At 63.7% G+C, this 21,002-nt stretch carries 19 protein-coding genes; 16 read left to right on the forward strand and 3 right to left on the reverse strand.

From position 1 onward, the window contains the following. The first annotated feature begins 188 nt into the window (after positions 1–188). The 6 genes from RCF34_RS08935 to RCF34_RS08960 all read left to right on the forward strand — a co-directional run bounded on the left by RCF34_RS08935 (position 189) and on the right by RCF34_RS08960 (position 7,827). Complete coding sequence (locus tag RCF34_RS08935; RefSeq protein ID WP_308707853.1) at positions 189–638, forward strand: FecR domain-containing protein; 450 nt, start codon at positions 189–191, stop codon at positions 636–638. Then, positions 635–1,255: an OmpA family protein gene (locus RCF34_RS08940; protein WP_308707854.1), complete on the forward strand. Its 621-nt coding sequence runs from the start codon at positions 635–637 to the stop codon at positions 1,253–1,255. The genes RCF34_RS08935 and RCF34_RS08940 overlap by 4 nt, the downstream gene beginning before the upstream one ends. 10 nt (positions 1,256–1,265) lie before the next feature. Continuing rightward, entirely contained in the window at positions 1,266–3,263 is a 1,998-nt protein-coding gene (locus tag RCF34_RS08945; protein ID WP_308707855.1) for a CHASE2 domain-containing protein, read from the forward strand. A gap of 401 nt (positions 3,264–3,664) precedes the next feature. After that, positions 3,665–6,067 carry a TonB-dependent siderophore receptor gene (locus RCF34_RS08950; RefSeq protein WP_308707856.1) on the forward strand — a complete coding sequence of 801 codons (2,403 nt, stop codon included), beginning with the start codon at positions 3,665–3,667 and terminating at the stop codon, positions 6,065–6,067. 92 nt (positions 6,068–6,159) lie between these two features. Next, positions 6,160–6,660, forward strand: coding sequence for a GNAT family N-acetyltransferase (locus tag RCF34_RS08955; RefSeq protein WP_308707857.1), 501 nt, complete (start codon positions 6,160–6,162; stop codon positions 6,658–6,660). Positions 6,661–6,762: 102 nt separating this feature from the next. Beyond that, complete coding sequence (locus RCF34_RS08960) at positions 6,763–7,827, forward strand: hypothetical protein (protein WP_308707858.1); 1,065 nt, start codon at positions 6,763–6,765, stop codon at positions 7,825–7,827. 1 nt (position 7,828) lies between these two features. Here RCF34_RS08960 and RCF34_RS08965 read toward each other — a convergent pair whose 3' ends face one another. Both RCF34_RS08965 and RCF34_RS08970 read right to left on the reverse strand, forming a co-directional pair. Continuing rightward, positions 7,829–8,458 (reverse strand): LysE family transporter, encoded by a 630-nt coding sequence (locus RCF34_RS08965; protein WP_308707859.1) that lies wholly within the window; start codon positions 8,456–8,458, stop codon positions 7,829–7,831. A 49-nt stretch (positions 8,459–8,507) separates the two neighbouring features. Beyond that, positions 8,508–9,326, reverse strand: a complete 819-nt coding sequence (locus RCF34_RS08970) for a pyruvate, water dikinase regulatory protein (protein ID WP_308707860.1) — start codon at positions 9,324–9,326, stop codon at positions 8,508–8,510. Positions 9,327–9,452: 126 nt separating this feature from the next. Here RCF34_RS08970 and ppsA point away from each other — a divergent pair, with 126 nt between their 5' ends. The 6 genes from ppsA (at position 9,453) to RCF34_RS09000 (ending at position 15,911) form a co-directional block, all read left to right on the forward strand. Next, a complete protein-coding gene (gene ppsA, locus RCF34_RS08975) occupies positions 9,453–11,822 on the forward strand; it encodes a phosphoenolpyruvate synthase (protein WP_308707861.1) in 2,370 nt (789 codons plus the stop codon). Between the two features lie 154 nt (positions 11,823–11,976). Beyond that, positions 11,977–12,978, forward strand: coding sequence for a zinc transporter ZntB (locus RCF34_RS08980; protein ID WP_273861218.1), 1,002 nt, complete (start codon positions 11,977–11,979; stop codon positions 12,976–12,978). A 48-nt stretch (positions 12,979–13,026) separates the two neighbouring features. After that, positions 13,027–13,290 carry a CrfX protein gene (locus tag RCF34_RS08985; protein ID WP_308707862.1) on the forward strand — a complete coding sequence of 88 codons (264 nt, stop codon included), beginning with the start codon at positions 13,027–13,029 and terminating at the stop codon, positions 13,288–13,290. Further along, positions 13,291–14,115 carry a mechanosensitive ion channel domain-containing protein gene (locus tag RCF34_RS08990; protein WP_158895487.1) on the forward strand — a complete coding sequence of 275 codons (825 nt, stop codon included), beginning with the start codon at positions 13,291–13,293 and terminating at the stop codon, positions 14,113–14,115. Between the two features lie 55 nt (positions 14,116–14,170). Then, on the forward strand, positions 14,171–14,755 hold the full coding sequence (gene sigX / locus RCF34_RS08995) for an RNA polymerase sigma factor SigX (protein ID WP_007159259.1): 585 nt from the start codon (positions 14,171–14,173) through the stop codon (positions 14,753–14,755). A gap of 100 nt (positions 14,756–14,855) precedes the next feature. After that, entirely contained in the window at positions 14,856–15,911 is a 1,056-nt protein-coding gene (locus tag RCF34_RS09000) for an OmpA family protein (RefSeq protein ID WP_308707863.1), read from the forward strand. A gap of 135 nt (positions 15,912–16,046) precedes the next feature. On the opposite strand, the gene gltA is transcribed toward RCF34_RS09000, so the two are convergent. Further along, positions 16,047–17,327 (reverse strand): citrate synthase, encoded by a 1,281-nt coding sequence (gltA, locus tag RCF34_RS09005; RefSeq protein WP_308707864.1) that lies wholly within the window; start codon positions 17,325–17,327, stop codon positions 16,047–16,049. A gap of 347 nt (positions 17,328–17,674) precedes the next feature. On the opposite strand from gltA, the gene sdhC reads away from it, so the two are divergent. From sdhC to RCF34_RS09025, 4 genes are read left to right on the forward strand one after another with little or no spacing between them, the layout of a single operon-like run. After that, complete coding sequence (gene sdhC, locus RCF34_RS09010) at positions 17,675–18,061, forward strand: succinate dehydrogenase, cytochrome b556 subunit (RefSeq protein WP_308707865.1); 387 nt, start codon at positions 17,675–17,677, stop codon at positions 18,059–18,061. Further along, positions 18,055–18,423, forward strand: coding sequence for a succinate dehydrogenase, hydrophobic membrane anchor protein (sdhD, locus tag RCF34_RS09015; RefSeq protein WP_027596955.1), 369 nt, complete (start codon positions 18,055–18,057; stop codon positions 18,421–18,423). Before sdhC ends, sdhD begins: the two co-directional genes overlap by 7 nt. 3 nt (positions 18,424–18,426) lie before the next feature. Then, positions 18,427–20,199: a succinate dehydrogenase flavoprotein subunit gene (gene sdhA, locus RCF34_RS09020; protein WP_133859675.1), complete on the forward strand. Its 1,773-nt coding sequence runs from the start codon at positions 18,427–18,429 to the stop codon at positions 20,197–20,199. An 11-nt stretch (positions 20,200–20,210) separates the two neighbouring features. Further along, the gene (locus RCF34_RS09025; RefSeq protein WP_007159253.1) at positions 20,211–20,915 is read left to right on the forward strand and encodes a succinate dehydrogenase iron-sulfur subunit; all 705 of its coding nucleotides are present in this window, start codon (positions 20,211–20,213) and stop codon (positions 20,913–20,915) included. The last annotated feature ends 87 nt before the right edge of the window (positions 20,916–21,002 follow it).

Genomic DNA, 21,002 nt, shown 5'->3' on the forward strand with positions numbered 1-21,002 from the left:
GGCCAGGTGCCATTCGTACTACTTCGCCTGCCGCCTGGCTTGTTTATCTGGTAGAAGGTGACTGGGTTCACGAGTCTGGAGCCCTGACCGCTGCGCAGCAGACCGCTTCAAGGTGCCATCCGAGGTCCTGCCGGTAATCCGTCGCACCCTCGCGGCGGCCCGCCCTTCCATCCAGGGACCAGGAAAGCATGAAGAGAACACTGTTCGCATTAGCGCTGCTCGGGCTGCAGCTGCTGGGATCTCCGTTGGTCACGGCCTCGGAAGAGACGCACGTGGCGCTGATCAAGAGCGTCTCGGGCAGCGTCAAGGTGCTGCGCCAGACGACCACCCTGGAGGCCCAGGCCGGCACCACCCTGCAGGTGGCCGATCGGTTGCAGGCCGGCCCGGACGCCACCGCGGCCATCGTCTTTCTCGATGGCACCCTGCTGACCCTGGGCGGCGGCGCCGATGTGCAACTGCGTGACTATCTGTTCGAACCCAAGCGCAGTCGCTATGGCTTCTCGCTGTACCTGACCCAGGGCTCTGCCATCTACTCGTCCGGCAAGATCGGCAAGGTCGCACCCGACACGGTGAAGATCGAGACGCCGACCGCCACCATCGGCGTGCGCGGCACCCGCTTCCTGGTCCAGGCGCAATGAGTGCCGCGTCCTCGGTTCGCCTACTGCTGAGCGTGCTGCTGTCCGCGCTGCTGCTGAGCGGTTGTGCCAGTCCTCCGCCACCGCAGACCCGGGTCATCCTGATGCCCGATGAAGACGGCCATGTCGGCGCCGTCTCGGTGACCAGCCCGGCGGGGCGCCAGGCCATCGACCAGGGCTTTGGCGAGGTCATGGTGGGCGCACCGGGTCAGGCGCCGACCGCTGTGCAGGCGGTGGCCCAACCGCTCTTCGAGCAGCAGCATCGACAGGTGCTGGCGGCTCAGCCGTCGCCGCCGAAGACCTTCATTCTCAACTTCCTCTCCGACAGCATGGAGCTCACGCCGCAGTCCAAGGCGCTCCTGCCCGAGGTGCTGGAAACGGCACGGCAGCGCATCCCCACCGAGATTTCGGTATTCGGCCATGCGGACGGCTCGGGTGCACCTTCCTACAACCTCGACCTCTCGGGGCAGCGCGCCCGCAAGGTGGCCGGTCTGCTGCAGCGACTCGATCCCAAGTTGCGCATCAACGTCGAGTTCTTCGGCGATACCCTGCCCCTGGTACCGACCCGTCCCGGCAAATCCGAGCCGCGCAACCGGCGTGTCGAAGTCCTGATTCTCTAGGATCGCGGGTATGAGCTCCGTTGCGACCCTGCTGCGCCGGCGTGCGCCCTGGATGTTCCTGGCCAGCCTTGGCCTGTCGCTGGCCTTCGGCTGCGCCGCCCTGTTGCAATGGACGCCGCTGCAATACCTCGACCGCCTCGCCTACGACCAGCTCAGCCGTCTTGCGGCCAGCACCGAGGATGCCACGGATGTCCAAGTGGTCAGCATCGACGAGGCGAGTCTGGCGGCCCTGGGGCAGTGGCCCTGGCCCCGCTACCGAGTCGCTCAGCTGCTTTCCCGGATCGCCGCGGCCCAGCCGGCGGCGATCGCCGTGGATGTCCTGTTCAGCGAGGCGGACCGGACCTCGCTCAAGGCCTTGCAGCAGAGTTTTCGCGACGATTTCGGCATGGACCTGAGCTTTTCCGGGGTGCCTCCGGAATTGCAGGACAACGACGGTTATCTCGGCTACGTCATGGGGCAGACGGGGGCCGTCGGTGCCCGTTTCTTCTTTCTCGATCTGCAGCAACCCGTCTCCGGCGGACTACGGCCAGGGGTCGGCTTCACGGGTGCCCTCGACGCCCTCCAGCTGCCCGAAGCCAGAGGCGCGCTGGACAGCGTGGCCCCCATCGCCAGCCAGACGCGCTTCAGCGGTTTCATCAACAGCCAGCGTGACAGCGATGGCATCCTGCGGCGCGTCCCCCTGTTGCTCAGCCACCAGGGCGTCCTCCATCCGAGTCTGGCGCTGGCCGCCACCCTGCGCGCCCTGGGGCTGAACGAGGGCGTGGTGGAGAGCGGCCCTGCCGGGCCGACGCTGCGACTCGGCGATCACCGGCTGCCACTCGATCGCGAAGGCCAGGCGCTGCTGCGGCTGCACAGCGGGGCCGAGCACTATCCTGACGTCTCGGCGGTTGCGGTGCTCAGCGGCGCGGTGGCGCCGGCCACCCTCAAGGGCAAGGTCGTCTTCGTCGGCGTCTCGGCCGCGGGCTTCAATGACCTGCACACGACGGCGCTGGGACAGGTCTTTTCCGGCGTCAGGCTGCAGGCGGCCCTGACCCAGGACCTGCTGGACGATGCCCTGGTACGGATCCCGCAATTCGCCGGCGTGTTGCAACTGGCATTGTGCCTGCTTGGTGGTCTGCTGCTGTCCGCCGGATTCGTCTTCAACCGCAGCCAGCGGCGCTTCGCCCTGTTGGCGGCTGCCTTGATCGTCCTGCCGCAACTGCTGGGCGCCTGGCTGTTCGTTCGCCATGATGTCTTCCTGCCACTGGCCGCGCCCATGGTGCTGGTGGCGCTGCTCGCGGCCCTGGCGTTGGTCACGCGGATCATCCTGGCGCGCCAGCACGAAGAGCGCTGGCGCCGGCAACTGGAACGCTCGCGCCAGGTCACCATCGAGTCCATGGCGGCGGTGGCCGAAACCCGGGATCCCGAGACCGGCGCCCATATCAAGCGCACCCAGCACTATGTTCGCGCCATCGCCGAAGAGATGCACCGTAACGGCCAGGCGCCGGAATTGCTCACGCCGGACTACATCAAGCTGCTGTTCCTGTCCGCGCCTCTGCACGACATCGGCAAGGTCGGGGTGCCGGATGCCATCCTGCTCAAGCCCGGGCGGCTGACGCCGGAGGAGATGCAGGTGATGCAGCGGCATGCCGAATTCGGTCGGCAGATCATCCTCAGCACCGCCAGCCATCTGGAGGATGACAACTTCCTCGCCCTGGCCGCCGAGATCGCCAGCACCCACCACGAGAAGTGGGATGGCAGCGGCTATCCCAATGGACTGTCCGGTACCGGCATCCCGCTGGCGGGGCGGATCATGGCGGTGGCCGATATCTACGACGCCCTGATCAGCCGGCGCTGTTACAAGGAGCCGTTCAGCCACGAAGACTCACTGCAGATGATGCGCGAGATGCGTGGCAGCACCTTCGATCCCCTGGTGCTCGACGCCTTCCTGGCCATCGAGCCGCAGATCCGCGCCATTGCCCAACGCTTTCACGATGAGGGTGTGGGTGGCTCCAGGCGGCTGGTTTGAACCGGCCCGCCACCGTCTGCAGGTTCCACGACAGCTGTCCTCTATCCAGATCGCTTTCCGAAACGCTAAATCAGGCTACTTCTCAACCCATAGCTTTGCTTACTGCCGCGCAATGTAGGCAGCGCAGTCCCTGTTTCCTTGAAACATTTCCTCGAAAATAGTCCGGGCAGGGTGATGGAAGGCTGCCGCCTGCAGAGGCCCGTCCTTGAGCCCCTCCCTAGCGCTGTGAGCTGACTTGCTTTCGCTTATGATATTAATTTGCATTTACAGATGCATCCAGGTTGCATAGCCTGCGTTCCGCCGCGCAAGACGGCAACGGATACCGGTCCCTGGAAAGCTTCCAGCGAGTCCTTACGTGGGGTACGGACGGGTCGGTGTTTCCCTAGAGGACGACCAACGACATGCAGCTCTTCTCCCTTCGCCTCATCGCGCTTTCCGTATCCCTGGGCGTGGCGACGCTCGCCCAGGCCGCCCCCGTGGCGCTGTCACAACCGGCGCAGCCGCTGGCTGACGCCTTGCAGAGCTTCGCGCGCGCGAGTGGCTTCCAGGTGAATTACGATCCTGCCACCCTGGTAGGCAAGCGAGCGCCAGCACTGGCGGGGCGGATGGAGCCGGATGTCGCCCTGCAGCGCCTGCTGGCGGGCAGTGGCCTGGCGGCTTCGGTCAGCGGCTCGGTCGCGACCGTCGCCCCGGTGGCCGCCCAGGCGGCGGCCGGCAGCGTGGCGCTGGAGGCCACCACCATCAGTGCGGACGATGGCTCCCTGACGGGCCGGACGACCACCGAAGGCACCCGCTCCTACACCACTGGCGCCATGAGCACCTCCACCGGCCTGCCCCTGTCGATCCGCGAGACGCCCCAGTCGGTGAGCGTCATCACCCGGCAGCGCATGGAAGACCAGGGCATGACCGATCTCAACGATGTGGTCAGATACGCCCCGGGCGTGACGCTGAACAAGTTCGGCGGCGACCGCCAGGAATTCCTCTCGCGTGGCTTCCGTATCGACAACATCATGTACGACGGCCTGCCCACCACGGCGGGGACCTTCACCCTCGACACCCTGTCCTCGGCCGATCTGTCCATCTACGACCGGGTGGAAGTGGTGCGTGGCGCCACCGGCCTGATGACCGGCGCTGGCGACCCTTCGGCGACCCTGAATCTGGTGCGCAAGCGCCCGACCGCTTTTCCCCAGGTCAGCGTCACCACCAGCGCCGGCAGTTGGGACCGCTACCGTACCGAGATCGACGCCTCCAACAAGCTCAACGAAGCCGGCACCCTGCGCGGTCGCGCCGTGGCCGCCTACGAGGACGGCAACAGCTTCCAGGACGTACGCGAGCGCAAGCGCCAGACCTTCTACGGCGTCCTCGAAGCGGATCTCAGCGACGCCACCACCTGGACCCTCGGCGCCTCCAAGCAGCGCGAGGACAAGACCTCCGACTGGGGCAGCCTGCCCAGCGGCCCCAATGGCGAAGACCTGCACCTGTCACGCTCCACCTTCCTGAGCGGCGACTGGGCCTACTGGGATCAGGACACCTACACCCTGTTCTCGGACATCACCCATGCCTTCGACAATGGCTGGAAGGCCAAACTGGCGGCGCAACAGATCTGGGCGAATTCCGATACCTATTCCAACTACGTCACCACCCTGCCGAGCAACAACTACGCCTATAACACGGTGGCAGATCTCGGTACTGCTTCCGGTGCCTACCGTACCGATTCCGACCAGCTCAACATCGACGCGTCGGTCAGTGGTCCCTTCCAGTTGCTGGGTCGTGAGCACGAACTGATGGCGGGGGTAAGTCGCCGTCAGGAGAAGTTCTATCAACGTGGCGGCTACTCCGCGCCAACGCCGATCGACATCTACAACTTTCGGCCAAGCAGCATCCCCAAGCCGGCCAAGGACAGCCTGTCGCCTTACGCCAGCAAGAACACCACCACCGAGGAAGCGATTTACGCCGCTGCGCGTCTCAATCCGATCGATCCCCTGCACGTCATCGTCGGCGGCCGCGTCAGCTGGTATGACTTCGACAATCTCTACAGCGATGACGATTACAAGGCCACACGTGAATTCACGCCCTATGCCGGCATCATCTACGACCTGAGCGACACCTATTCGGTCTATGCCAGTTACACCGATATCTTCAAGCCCCAAAGCCAGCAGAGCACTGGTAACTCGGTCCTTGCGCCCATGACGGGCAAGAGTTACGAGATCGGTCTGAAAGGCGCCTATTTCGACGGGGCGCTGAATGCCTCCGTGGCGCTGTTCGAAACCATTCAGGAGGGCCGTGCCTATGAGCTGTCTCCTCAACCGATCGAGTGTACGCAACAGAGCCGCACCTGCTACGACACCGCCGGCGAAGTCCGCAGCCGCGGCGTCGATGCGGAGATCTCCGGTCAACTGGCGCCCAACTGGCAGGCCTCGGCGGCCTATACCCTGGTGCTGAGCCAGTACACCAAGGATGTCACCTACGAAGACCGCCGCTTCGCGCCGGAGCAGCCCAAGCACCTGTTCAAGGCCGCCACCAGCTACCAGCTCACCGGTAACCTGAGCAACTGGCGCATCGGCGCCGATGTCCTGGCCCAGAGCGAGACCTTCAAGCGGGTGGGTAACGGCGAAGCCAAGCAGGACAGCTATTCCGTGGTCGGCCTGATGGCGGGCTATCGCTTCAACGAGCATTGGGATGGCCGCGTCAACTTCAACAACATCTTCGACGAGAAGTACTGGCAGGGTATTCCTAGTGGCACTGGCACGGGCGTCTACGGCGATCCCCGCAACGTCATGGTCAGCTTGAAGTGGACTCTCTGATCCAGCTACCGGCCTAGCCGACCCTGGTGTCGCCCTTGTCCGATCCCCCGGACCTGGGCGAAGCTGCGGACTTCTGCGAAGGAGTGCCGCCCATGTCCAGTTCGATCATCCACTTGGAACGCTATGCCGATCGCCATGCCGAGGGCCTCGCTGCCCTCTATGGCGACCCGGCCGTGGCCCGTCAGGTGTTGCAGCTGCCCTATCAGAGCGCCGAACAATGGCGCCAGCGTCTGAGCGGCGAACGCGAAGGGCGGATAGGACTGGTCGCCTTGCAGCAGGGCCGACTAGTGGGCAGCGCCAGTCTCGAGCAACAGCCGCGCATTCGCCGCCAGCACTGTGGTGCCCTCGGCATGGGCGTGGCCCGGGATTGCCAGGGACAGGGCATCGGCACCCAGCTGCTGAGGGCGCTGCTCGACCTCGCCGACAACTGGATGAATCTGCAACGGGTCGAGCTGACCGTCTTCAGCGACAACGAGCCGGCCCTGGCGCTCTATCGCAAGCTCGGTTTCGAGGAAGAGGGTCTGCTGCGCCGCTATGCCTTGCGCGATGGTGTGTTCACGGACGTCTACAGCATGGCGCGCTTCAAACCCTGATCCGGGTGTATGAGGGAACCTTGAGTTCATCATAAGAAACCTGAGTTTGTTTCATGCGTCGCGCGAGACGACAATCTCCATCCTCTCAGGTGGAGGTGTGCAATGGTCAAGATTCATTCCCAGGGTTCTGCGCGGAGCGAGCAACAGGCTGACGCGTCCCTGGCGGCGAGGGCGTCTCTCGACGATTGCGACCGTGCCGCCCTGATCGTCCAGGGGCGCCAGCAGCGTCAGCAGGCGTGGCTTACCCAGCAGGCCGCAGGCTGTGAGTGGCTCGCGGTAGGCGACTTCGGCTGGGGCGATCCTGTCCTGGCGCATTCCTGTCTGGTGGGCGCCACCGCTCGGAGGGAAGCGGCAGATGGCCGCTGGTTCGCCGGAAGCTATCAGGTTCCCGTATTCACGGCCGACCAGTCCTTTGCCATCGGCTGGGAGCAGCTGTTCGACGAGGTCGCCGAGGCCCGGGCGCTCGACTTGGCCGTCAAGCCAGTGCTCCTGGGGCCCCTGAGCTATCTGTGGCTCGGTCGCTCGCTCGATCCCGCCTTCGACCGCCTCGAACTGCTGGAATCACTGCTGCCGGTCTACGGCGAAATCTTCGCGCGGTTGGCCGCCCAGGGCGTGGAATGGATCCAGCTCGACGAGCCGCTGCTGACGCTGGAATTGCCACTGGCCTGGCGTACCGCCTTCGAAAGGGCCTACAACCTGCTGCAGCGCGAGCCGCTGAAGAAGCTGCTGGGCGTACGTCATGGCGAGTTGATCGACAATCTGGGCCTGGCTGCCGGCCTGCCGGTGGAAGGGCTGCATGTCGACTGGCCGCGTTCGGTCCAGGCCCAGCAGGGTCTGCTCGACCGGCTGCCGGCCTACAAGACGCTGTCGCTGGGCCTGGTCGAAGAGACCGAGGCCGGGCAGATCGGCCAGCAGCGGCGGCTGCAATTCGTCCGCCAGGCTGGCGAACGCCTGAAGGAGCGGCTCTGGCTGTCACCCGCGGTCTTTTCCCGGGACGCCGACGCGGTCCAGGCCGCTGCGCAGGCAGCCGAATTCGCTTGTCTGGTGCGGACCGCTCGCCAGGCGGCCCTGGGCAAGCCGGTAGCGCCCAGGGAACAGCCCTGGTCGGCGATCGAAGCGGCCCTGGCCAAGCTGGGCGCCGCCCAGTCCGGGCTGGTGTCGTCCTGAATCAGCGGTGGGCGGTCAGCAACAGACCGCCTGCGCCAGCGAAGAAGGCCCCGGTGGCCTGGTTGAGGCGGCGCACGCCGCGGGGTCCGCGGATGAAGCGGCGGATCTGCCGGCCGAATAGGCCGTAGATGAAGGCCGCGACCATTTCCGCGAACAGATGGGTGCCCCCCAGGTAGACGAACTGCTGGGTCGTCGGCTGGGTGGGGTCGATGAACTGCGGAAAGACCGCGGCGAACAGCAGGATCGCCTTGGGATTGCTGATGCCGATGAGGAATTCCTGCAGCATCAGCCGGTGCAGGGCGCGCGGTTGCGCTGCACCGCTCTCGGTCAGATCCAGGCCGTCGAAGGCGCGGCTGCGCCAGCTCTTCACGCCGAGGTAGAGCAGGTAGAGCGCGCCGATCCACTTGATGACGGTGAAGGCCGTCTCCGAAGCCAGCAGCATGGCGCCCAGGCCCACCGCCGAGATCACCAGGAAGATCACGAAGGCCGCATCTCGCCCCAGGGCCGCCAGTCCCGCCGTCACCGCGCCATGGCGGATGCCATTGCCGAGCGAGCAGAAGTTGTTGGGGCCGGGGGTCAGGGCGATGAGCAGGGCGACCGGAAAGAACAGCAGGGCATCGACGAGGTTCATGGCGGTCGCCTGGTGCGCCGCGAAGGCGCCGAAGAGGACGGGTGGTCGGCTATTTAAACCGTCTTTCCACGCCTTTCTCCACCAGAATCTTCGCCGAGATTTCCTCCACGGAAAAATGCGTGGTGTTGATGAAGGGGATGTTCTCGCGGCGGAACAGACTCTCCACCTCGCGCAATTCGAATTCGCACTGGGCGAAACTCGCATAGCGACTGTTGGGCCGACGCTCGTGGCGGATCGCCGCCAGGCGCTCGGCGTCGATGGTCAGGCCGAACAGTTTGTCCTTGTAGGTCTTCAGCGAGGCGGGCAGTTGCAGGCGCTCCATGTCCTCTTCGGTCAGCGGATAGTTCGCCGCGCGAATGCCGTATTGCAGCGCCATGTAGAGGCAGGTCGGCGTCTTGCCGCAGCGCGACACCCCCACCAGGATCAGATCGGCCTGCGCATAGTGGGTCGTGCGGGCGCCGTCGTCGTTTTCGAGTGCGAAATTGACGGCCTCGATGCGCTCCATGTAATGACTGTTGTGCATGATCGAATGTGACTTCCCTACCGAATACGAAGATTCGGCGGAAAGTTCCCGTTCGAGCGGGGATAAAAACGTGGAGAAGATGTCGATCATGAACCCGTTCGACTGGTCCAGAATGGCCCGGATGTCACGGTTGACGATGGTATCGAAGATGATGGGTCGCGCACCGTCCTGGACGGCGGCGGCATTGATCTGCTGTACCATCGCCCTGGCCTTGTCCAGCGTATCCACGTAGGGGCGGGTGACCTTTCTGAAGGTGATGTCCCCGAACTGGGCCAGGAGGCTCTGACCGAGGGTTTCGGCCGTGATGCCGGTACCGTCGGAAATGAAAAAGGCGGTTCGTTGCATGGAGGGACGTCCTGGTGGCGTACGGGGCAGGGATCGCTGCACTGTAACCTACCGCCGTCCACTGTCCATGGGGCGGGCGCCGAGGCGTACTGCTTTCCCACAAAGACACAAGATGGAGAGAAGACCTTGGACGAGTATGTAATTTCACTGGAGCAGCTTGGCGTGCACGACGTCGAGCGCGTGGGCGGCAAGAACGCATCTCTCGGCGAGATGATCGCCAACCTGGCCAACGCGGGCGTGTCCGTGCCGGGCGGGTTCGCCACCACGGCTCAGGCCTATCGCGATTTCCTTGAGCAGAGTGGGCTGAACGAGCGTATCCACGCCGCCCTCGACGCCCTGGATGTCGACGACGTCGTCGCCCTGGCCAAGACCGGCGCCCAGATCCGCCAGTGGGTCCTGGACGCACCTTTCCCCGAGCGCCTGGACGCCGAGATTCGCCGGGCCTTCGCCGAGATCTCGGCCGGCAACCCCAATCTCGCCGTGGCCGTGCGCTCCTCGGCGACCGCCGAAGACCTGCCGGATGCCTCCTTTGCCGGCCAGCAGGAAACCTTCCTCAATATCCGCGGCGTCGACAACGTCATTCGCGCGGCCAAGGAAGTCTTCGCCTCCCTCTTCAATGATCGCGCCATCGCCTACCGTGTCCACCAGGGCTTCGATCACAAGCTGGTCGCCCTGTCCGCCGGTGTGCAGCGCATGGTGCGTTCGGAAACCGGCGCCGCCGGCGTGCTCTTCACCCTGGATACCGAATCCGGCTTCCGCGATGCGGTCTTCGTCACCGCCGCCTACGGTCTCGGCGAGACGGTGGTGCAGGGCGCGGTGAACCCGGACGAATTCTATGTCCACAAGCCCACCCTGGAAGCCGGTCGCCCGGCCATCCTCAGACGCAACCTGGGCAGCAAGGCGATCAAGATGGTCTACGGCGAAGAAGCCAGGGCCGGTCGCTCCGTCCGCACCGTCGATGTCGAACCGGCGGATCGCGCGCGCTTCTCCATCACCGACGCCGAGGTCACCGAACTGGCCAAGCAGGCGCTGATCATCGAGCGCCACTATGGTCGCCCGATGGACATCGAATGGGCCAAGGACGGTGACGACGGCAAGCTCTACATCGTCCAGGCCCGCCCCGAAACGGTGAAGAGCCGGGCCAGCGCCACCGTCATGGAGCGCTACCTGCTCAAGGACAAGGGCCAGGTGCTGGTGGAAGGCCGTGCCATCGGCCAGCGCATCGGCGCCGGCAAGGTCAAGATCATCCGCGACGTCAGCGAGATGGACCGCGTCCAGCCCGGCGATGTCCTGGTCTCGGACATGACCGATCCCGACTGGGAGCCGGTGATGAAGCGCGCCAGCGCCATCGTCACCAACCGTGGCGGGCGTACCTGCCACGCCGCCATCATCGCCCGCGAGCTGGGCATCCCGGCCGTGGTCGGCTGCGGCAACGCCACCAGCCTGCTCAAGGACGGCCAGACCGTCACCGTCTCCTGCGCCGAAGGCGATACCGGCCTGATCTACGAAGGTGAGCTGGACTTCGACATCCGCAAGAGCTCGGTGGATGCCATGCCCGAGTTGCCATTCAAGATCATGATGAACGTCGGCAACCCCGATCGCGCCTTCGATTTCGCCCAGCTGCCCAACGCCGGCGTGGGTCTGGCGCGCCTCGAATTCATCATCAATCGCATGATCGGCGTGCACCCCAAGGCGCTGCTGAACTACGACAGCCTGCCCTTCGAGGTGAAGGAAAGCGTCGACAAGCGCATCGCCGGCTACTCGGATCCGGTCGGCTTCTATGTCGAGAAGCTGGTGGAAGGGGTGTCCACCCTGGCCGCCGCCTTCTGGCCGAAAAAGGTCATCGTGCGCCTGTCGGACTTCAAGTCCAACGAGTACGCCAACCTCATCGGCGGCAAGCTCTACGAACCCGAGGAAGAGAACCCCATGCTGGGCTTCCGCGGCGCCTCCCGCTACATCAGCGAGAACTTCCGCGACTGCTTCGAGCTGGAATGCCGCGCCATGAAGAAGGTCCGCGAAGAGATGGGCCTGACCAACGTCGAGCTCATGGTGCCCTTCGTGCGCACGCTGGACGAGGCGGCGCGCGTGGTCGAGCTGCTCGGCGAGAACGGCCTCAAGCGCGGCGAGAACGACCTGCGCGTGATCATGATGTGCGAGCTGCCTTCCAACGCCCTGCTGGCGGACGAGTTCCTCGAGCACTTCGACGGCTTTTCCATCGGCTCCAACGACCTGACCCAGCTCACCCTTGGCCTGGATCGTGACTCCGGCATCATCGCCCACCTGTTCGACGAGCGGAATCCGGCGGTCAAGAAGCTCCTGGCCAATGCCATCGCCGCCTGCAACCGGGCCGGCAAGTACATCGGTATCTGCGGTCAGGGCCCCTCGGACCACCCGGACCTGGCCAAGTGGCTGATGGAGCAGGGCATCGAGAGCGTCTCGCTCAACCCCGACTCCGTGCTCGACACCTGGTTCTTCCTGGCTGAAGGCAACGCCTGATCCCAGGGCTCACCCCGCCTGGCAAGGGCGGGGTGGGCCTTTCCAGGATTAATTCTCTCATTCCCCCACGAAGGTGGCGCCTGCGCCCTGTCCAGGGCCACCTTCGCCGGATCGCCTGACCCGGAGCGGTCGCGATCCCTGCAAGAGACGTCAGATGCAGCAGTACGACAGCGATGTGGAACAGGGCCTGATCTATGGCTATCTCCTCGATGGCCGTGGTGGCGGAAGACGCCTGAGCCGCCGGGAGCTGGCCGAGGCCGAGCCGAGCCCCGGCGAGGTGCTCTGGCTGCACTGGGATCGCAGCGTTCCCGAAGCCCAGGCCTGGCTCCGGCAATCCAGCGGCCTGAGCGAATTCGCCTGCGACCTGCTGCTGGAGGAGGCGACCCGCCCGCGCCTGGTCAATCAGCCTGACGACAGCCTGCTGCTGTTCCTGCGCGGGGTGAATCTCAATCCCGGCGCCGTGCCCGAGGACATGGTGTCGCTGCGGGTGTTCGTCGACAAACGCCGGGTGATTTCCCTGCGCATGAGGCCCATGAAGGCCGCTGCCGAGGTCCAGGAAGACCTGGAAGCGGGCATCGGCGCCCAGAGCGCCGAGGAACTGGTGCTCTACCTCGCGAGCTACATGACCAGCCGGGTCGATGATCTGGTGCGCGGCCTGTCCGATCAGCTCGATGGCCTCGAAGAGCAGGTCGACCAGGACGAGAACAGCCTGCCCGACCATGCCCAGGTGCTCACGCTCAGGCGCCGCGCGACCGGGCTGCGCCGCTATCTGGCCCCGCAGCGCGACATCTATGGCGATCTGGCCCGTGGCAAGCCCGCCTGGTTCGTCGAGGCGGCGAGTCAGGGTTACTGGAGCGAATTGCACAACAGCCTGGTGCGCAACCTGGAAGAGCTCGAGGTGATGCGCGAGCGGGTGGCGCTGCTGCAGGACGCCGAACAGCGGGCGACCACGGAAAAGACCAATCGCACCCTCTATCTGCTGGCCATCATCACCGGCTTCTTCCTGCCCATCAGCTTCATCACTGGTCTGCTGGGGATGAACATGGGCGGCCTGCCGGGTTCGTCGTCTCCCTTCGGCTTCGTGGCCGCCTGCCTGCTGATCGCCGCGGTGTCGATCTTCCAGGTCTGGCTGTTTCGCCGACTGCGCTGGCTGTGACCCGCCTCCACCTCGTTGCGTCAAGAGGAAACGACCAGCGAGGTGCCTATGCACGATCCTTTCGAAGCGTCCCTCAAGGCGCTCCTCAATACCCCGGCCGATGCTCAGGACGAGGAGGGCGATGACCAGGCGCGATTGCACCGGGTGCTCAAGACCGCCAACCGCCAGGTGGGCGCGGGTGCGCTGTTCGATCTGATCGGGCGGCACTGGGTATCGGTGCTGCTGCTGGCGCTGGGCAACGGTGCCCCTCATCTGAAGCCGCGCTCACGTCGCACCCGGCGTAGCGAATCTTCCCCGGAGATCCTGAAGTAGATGGAATTCGATATCTGGACCCAGAGTCTGCTGTCCGCCATGACCACCCTGTGGAGCAAGGTGGCCGGTTTCATTCCCAACGTCTTCGGCGCCCTCGTGGTGATCCTCGCCGGCTTCGCCGTCGCCAAGATTCTCGACACCGTGCTGTCGAAGGTGCTCGCCAAACTCGGCCTGGATCGCATCCTTGCCGGTGCCGGGGTGACCAAGCAGCTGGCCAAGATCGGCATCCGCATCCCGGTCACCACCCTGATCGGCCGGATCGTCTACTGGTTCGTCCTGCTGGTGTTCCTGGTCTCGGCCGCCGAATCCCTGGGCCTGCAGCGCGTGTCCTCCACCCTGGACGTCATGGCGCTCTATGTACCCAAGATCTTTGGCGCCGCCCTGGTGCTCATCGTTGGCGTGCTGCTGGCGCAACTGGTCAGTGGCCTGGTCCACGGCGCCGCCGAAGGTGTCGGCCTGGACTACGCCGCGGGGCTGGGGCGCCTGGCCCAGGGGCTGGTCATCATCATTTCGATTTCGGTCGCGGTCGGTCAGCTGGAGATCAAGACCGAACTGCTGAACCTGGTCATCGCCATCGTGCTCACCGCCTTTGCCCTGGCCGCAGCCCTGGCCCTGGGGCTGGGCAGCCGGGGGCTGGTGTCGCAGATTCTGGCCGGCATCTATGTGCGCGAACTCTATGAAGTCGGCCAGTGGGTGACCCTGGCGGACGTCGAAGGCGAGATCGAGGAAATCGGGACCGCCAAGACCCTCATCATGACCGAAGAAGGCGATATCGTTTCGGTTCCGAACCGTCTATTGCTGGAGGCTCAGGTGCGCAGCCGCTGACAGGCGACGCGGAGATGGCTATCATGCCCGCCACTTTTTGGTAGCCAACTCCGTCTTGAACAAGCCTGCCCCTCATGCCTACGACCCGACTACGCTCAGTGATGAGGAGCTGGTCCAGCGCGCGCATGGTGAACTCTTCCACGTGACGCGAGCCTACGAAGAACTGATGCGCCGTTATCAGCGCACCCTGTTCAACGTCTGTGCCCGCTACCTGGGGAACGACCGGGATGCAGACGATGTCTGCCAGGAGATCATGCTGAAGGTGCTTTACGGTTTGAAGAATTTCGAGGGTAAATCGAAATTCAAGACCTGGCTGTACAGCATCACCTACAACGAGTGCATCACTCAGTACCGCAAGGAACGCCGCAAGCGGCGGCTGGTGGAGGCATTAAGTCTCGATCCGATGGAGGAAGCCTCCGAGGAACGGGCGCCGAAGCTGGAAGAGAAGGGAGGGATGGATCGCTGGCTGGTCCACGTGGGTCAGGTCGATCGGGAGATCCTGGTGCTGCGCTTCGTCGCAGAGCTGGAGTTCCAGGAGATCGCCGACATCATGCACATGGGCCTCAGCGCCACCAAGATGCGGTACAAGCGGGCACTCGACAAACTGCGTGACAAGTTCGCAGCTGAAGTCGAGGGCTGACCGGATGTGTCAGCCGTAAGTTTTTGAACTTCACGAAAACTTGTTGTCGAAGCCTCCGGAGATTGCCGGAATTAGTACCACTAAAATGGGGATACAAAGGATGAAACTGAAGAGCACCTTGGGCGTCGTTATCGGCTCCCTGCTGGCAAGCGCCTCGCTGAGCGCCCTGGCACAAGGTCAAGGCGCCGTCGAGACCGAGCTGTTCGGCAGCCGTCTGTTCACCGACAGCCAGCGCAACATGACCAACGCTGACCTGTACGGCGGTTCCGTTGGCTACTTCCTGACCGACGACGTTGAGCTGGCGTTGTCCTACGGTGAGTACCACAACGCCCGTGGCGACCACGATCTGGGCCACAAGAACATCAAGGGCAGCCTGGCCGCTCTGGATGCCTACTACCACTTCGGTCAGCCCGGCGTCGGCCTGCGTCCGTACGTGTCCGGTGGCTTCGCTCACCAGTCCATCAGCAACCGCGACATCAACGAAGGTGGTCGTGATCACTCCACCTACGCCAACCTGGGTGCCGGCCTGAAGTACTACTTCACCGAGAACCTGTATGCCCGTACCGGCGTGCAAGCTAACTACAACATCGACTACGGCGACACCGAGTGGAGCGCTGCTGTAGGTGTTGGTCTGAACTTCGGTGGTTCCACCAAGAAAGAAGTCGCTCCGGCTCCGGCTCCGGCCCCCGTTGCTGACGTCTGCACCGATTCCGACAACGATGGCGTCTGCGACAACGTCGACAAGTGCCCGAACACCCCGGCCAACGTCACCGTTGACGCTACCGGCTGCCCGGCTGCCGCCGAAACCGTTCGCGTCGAGCTGGACGTGAAATTCGATTTCGACAAGGCCGTGGTCAAGCCCAACAGCTACGCCGACATCAAGAACCTGGCTGATTTCATGCAGCAGTACCCGCAGACCTCGACCACCGTTGAAGGCCACACCGACTCCGTCGGCACCGACGCCTACAACCAGAAGCTGTCCGAGCGTCGTGCCAACGCCGTGCGTAACGTCCTGGTCAACCAGTACGGCGTGCAAGGCAACCGCGTGAACGCTGTTGGTTACGGCGAATCCCGCCCGGTTGCTGACAACGCCACCGAAGCCGGTCGCGCTGTCAACCGTCGCGTAGAAGCCGAAGTCGAAGCTCAGGCCAAGTAAGCTGCCTGATCCAGACTCCAAAAAGCCCGCCTAGTGCGGGCTTTTTCATGCCTGGCGTTCTGGGAGTGAACCTTCGGTCCAGGCGCTGCACGCATAAAAAACCCCGCCGGAGCGGGGTTCTGTCTTGCCGATCGATCAGCCGCGATCGTTCGGGATGTCGCGTTGGGCGACGCCGGTGTACAGCTGACGCGGCCGGCCGATCTTGTAGGGGCCGGACAGCATTTCCTGCCAGTGCGAGATCCAGCCGACGGTCCGCGCCATGGCGAAGATCACGGTGAACATGCTGGTCGGGATGCCGATCGCCTTGAGGATGATGCCGGAGTAGAAGTCCACGTTCGGGTAGAGGTTGCGCTCGACGAAGTAGGGGTCCTTGCGGGCCAGTTCTTCGAGGCGCATGGCCAGTTCCAGCTGCGGATCGTTGATGCCGAGCTCGGCCAGGACTTCGTCGCAGGTCTGCTTCATCACCGTGGCGCGCGGATCGAAGTTCTTGTACACGCGGTGGCCGAAGCCCATCAGCTTGAACGGATCGTTCTTGTCCTTGGCCTTGGCCACGAACTTGTCGATGTTGGCGACATCGCCGATCTCGTCCAGCATCTTCAGTACCGCTTCGTTGGCACCGCCGTGCGCCGGGCCCCAGAGGGCGGCGATACCGGCAGCGATACAGGCGAAGGGGTTGGCGCCCGAGGAGCCGGCCAGGCGGACGGTGGAGGTGGAGGCGTTCTGCTCGTGGTCGGCATGCAGGATGAAGATGCGATCCATGGCGCGGGCCAGCACCGGGCTGATCGGTTTTTCCTCGCACGGGGTGTTGAACATCATGTGCAGGAAGTTCTCCGCGTATCCCAGGTTGTTGCGGGGATACATCATCGGCTGACCCATGGAGTACTTGTGCACCATGGCTGCCAGGGTCGGCATCTTGGCGATCAGGCGCATCGCCGAAATCTCGCGGTGCTGCGGATCGGTGATGTCCAGGGAGTCGTGGTAGAAAGCCGACAGGGCGCCGACCACGCCGCACATGATGGCCATGGGGTGCGCATCGCGACGGAAGCCGTTGAAGAAGTTCTTCAGTTGCTCGTGAACCATGGTGTGGTTCTTGATGGTGTCAACGAACTGCGCCTTTTCTTGCGCGTTCGGCAATTCACCCTTGAGCAGCAGGTAACAGGTTTCGAGATAGTCGGATTTCTCCGCCAGTTGCTCGATCGGGTAGCCCCGGTGCAGCAGGATGCCCTTGTCACCATCGATATAGGTGATCTTGGACTCGCACGAGGCGGTGGACATGAAGCCCGGGTCAAAGGTGAACACACCAGTGGAGGTGAGGTTGCGAACATCGATCACGTCCGGGCCAAGGGTGCCGGACATAACGGGCAGGTCAACCGGATCCGCTCCCGAGATGATCAACTGCGCTTTCTTGTCAGCCATTAGGCCTCCTTATTTTGCTTTGAAATCATCAATAAACCCTCCACTCAGGGCCTCGCCCACTATAGAGGGATAAATTTGAAAGTCAATTTACGAAAATATCACCCTAGAGGCGCTTTCTGGGCGGATTGTGCGGCGAAAAGACATTAACACGCAGGCTTCTGAATATCAGCTGGCGACGTCGGAATCGGGCATCCACGTTTGTCATGAGTAGGCTAACTGTCTATAATTCTCGCCCGACCGTACCGGGTCGGCGAGCTGATGCCGAGCGGTCGAGACGTTTCCAACAGGAAGCGTGTAGCAGATGTGGAATCTCCTATAACTAGCCCGACCGCAATTGGGCCCTCAGTGTGAAAGAAGCCGTGAATAGCAAACGACCTGTAAACCTAGATCTCAGGACCATCAAACTACCTATCACAGCTTATACCTCGATTCTTCACCGTATCTCCGGCGTCGTCCTGTTCCTCGGCATCGCAGTCATGCTTTATGGCCTGCACCTGTCGCTGGGCAGTCCGGAAGGCTTCGGCCAAGTGAAAGCTTTTCTGGCCTATCCGCTGGTCAAGCTCGTGATCTGGGGTCTGCTGTCTGCATTGCTCTACCACCTGGTCGCCGGCATTCGGCACCTGATCATGGATGGTGGCGCCGGCGAAACCCTGCAGGGCGGCAAGCTGGGTGCGCAGCTCGTGCTGGTCATTTCCGCAGTTCTGATCATTCTGGCAGGGGTTTGGGTATGGTAACCAACGTCACCAATCTTTCGCGTTCCGGTCTCTACGACTGGATGGCTCAGCGGGTCTCGGCAGTCGTCCTTGCGGTCTACTTCCTCTTTATCATCGGCTATCTGATCCTTCATCCAGGGCTCACCTTCGAGCAGTGGCACGGCCTGTTCTCCCACACCCTGATGCGCATCTTCAGCCTGCTGGCCCTGGTGTCCATCTGCGTTCATGCCTGGGTTGGTATGTGGACCATCTCCACCGACTACCTGACCACCATGGCTATCGGTAAGGGTGCTACCGCCGTGCGTTTCCTCTTCCAGGCGGTATGCGGGTTCGCGATGTTCGCGTTCTTCGTCTGGGGCGTGCAGATCTTCTGGGGTGTTTGATCTATGTCCACGATTCGTCATATTTCGTTTGATGCCATCATCGTAGGTGGCGGCGGCGCCGGTATGCGCGCAGCGCTGCAACTGGCCCAGTCCGGTCACAAGACCGCGGTGATCACCAAGGTCTTCCCGACCCGCTCCCACACCGTGTCCGCCCAGGGCGGCATCACCTGCGCCATCGCCTCGGCCGACCCGAACGATGACTGGCGCTGGCACATGTACGACACCGTAAAGGGGTCGGACTACATCGGTGACCAGGACGCCATCGAGTACATGTGTTCCGTAGGCCCGGAAGCGGTCTTCGAACTCGAGCACATGGGTCTGCCGTTCTCCCGCACCGAGCAGGGCCGCATCTATCAGCGTCCCTTCGGCGGCCAGTCCAAGGACTACGGCAAGGGCGGCCAGGCCGCGCGGACCTGCGCCGCGGCCGACCGTACCGGTCACGCCCTGCTGCACACCCTCTACCAGGGCAACCTCAAGAACAACACGGTGTTCCTCAACGAGTGGTACGCCGTGGATCTGGTCAAGAACCAGGACGGCGTCATCGTCGGGGTCATCGCCATCTGCATCGAGACCGGCGAGACCGTCTACGTCAAGGCCAAGGCCACCGTGCTGGCCACCGGCGGTGCGGGCCGTATCTATGCCTCCACCACCAACGCCCTGATCAACACCGGTGACGGCGTGGGCATGGCGCTGCGCGCCGGCGTGCCGGTGCAGGACATCGAGATGTGGCAATTCCACCCCACCGGTATCGCCGGCGCCGGGGTGCTGGTCACCGAGGGTTGCCGCGGTGAGGGTGGCTACCTGATCAACAAGCACGGCGAGCGCTTCATGGAGCGCTATGCGCCCAACGCCAAGGACCTGGCCGGCCGCGACGTGGTCGCCCGTTCCATGGTCAAGGAAGTGCTGGCCGGCAACGGTTGCGGTCCGGATGGCGACCACGTGCTGCTGAAGCTGGACCACCTGGGTGAAGACGTGCTGCACAGCCGTCTGCCCGGCATCTGCGAACTGTCCAAGACCTTCGCCCATGTCGACCCGGTCGTCGCGCCGGTGCCCGTGATCCCCACCTGCCACTATATGATGGGCGGCATCGCCACCAACATTCATGGTCAGGCCATCACTCAGGACGCCAACGGCAACGACAGGATCATCGAAGGCCTGTTCGCCGTGGGCGAAGTGGCCTGCGTGTCCGTGCACGGCGCCAACCGTCTGGGTGGTAACTCGCTGCTGGACCTGGTGGTCTTCGGTCGGGCGGCCGGTCTGCACCTGGAGAAGGCGCTCAAGGACGGCATCGAGCACCGCGGTGCTTCGGAAAGCGACCTGGAAGCCTCGCTGCAGCGCCTGTCCGGCGTCAATGAGCGGACCACGGGTGACGACGTCGCCACGCTGCGCAAGCAGCTGCAGACCTGCATGCAGAACTACTTCGGGGTGTTCCGCACCGGCGAGTACATGCAGAAGGGCATCGCCGAGCTGGCCGACCTGCGCGAGCGTATCGCCAAGGTCAAGATCAACGACAAGAGCCAGGGCTTCAACACCGCCCGTATCGAAGCGCTCGAGTTGCAGAACCTGCTGGAAGTGGCCGAAGCGACCGCCATCGCCGCCGAGAACCGCAAGGAGTCCCGCGGCGCTCACGCCCGTGAAGACTTCGAAGAGCGTGACGACGAGAACTGGCTGTGCCACACCCTCTATTTCCCCGGTGAAAAGCGGGTCAGTAAGCGTGGAGTCAACTTCGCGCCCAAGACCGTACCGATGTTCGAACCCAAGGTTCGGACTTACTAAAGGTGACCACCATGTTGAAAGTCAGCGTTTATCGTTACAACCCGGATCAGGACGGCCTGCCGTCCATGCAGGAGTTCCAGGTCGATACCGGTGGGAAGGACCTCATGGTGCTGGACGTCCTGGCTCTGATCAAAGAGCAGGATGAAGGCTTCTCCTACCGTCGCTCCTGCCGCGAAGGCGTGTGCGGTTCCGACGGCATGAACATCAACGGCAAGAACGGCCTGGCATGCATCACGCCGCTGTCGGCCGTGGTCAAGAACGACAAGCTGGTCGTGCGCCCACTGCCTGGCCTGCCGGTCATCCGTGACTTGGTCGTCGACATGAGCATCTTCTACAAGCAGTACGAGAAGGTGAAGCCGTTCCTGCAGAACGAGACCCCGGCCCCGGCCATCGAGCGCCTGCAGAGCCCGGAAGACCGCGAGAAGATCGACGGTCTGTACGAGTGCATCCTCTGCGCCTGCTGCTCGACGTCCTGCCCGTCCTTCTGGTGGAACCCCGACAAGTTCCTCGGCCCCGCTGCGCTGCTGCAGGCCTATCGCTTCCTGGCCGACAGCCGTGACACCAAGACCCAGGAGCGCCTCGCCGCCATGGACGATCCGTTCAGCGTGTTCCGCTGCCGGTCGATCATGAACTGCGTGGCGGTTTGTCCCAAGGGGCTGAACCCGACCAAGGCCATCGGCCATGTGCGGGCGATGCTGCTGCAGAGCGGTACCTGATCCACGTCCCGCCCGGCCTGTTGTGCCGGGCGGGTTCGTTAGCGACCTTGATAGCTTGATTCAACCAATGTCCATTCAGGGATACCC

The sequence above is a fragment of the Pseudomonas sp. 102515 genome (genome assembly GCF_031085165.1).
Taxonomy (GTDB): Bacteria; Pseudomonadota; Gammaproteobacteria; order Pseudomonadales; family Pseudomonadaceae; genus Chryseomonas.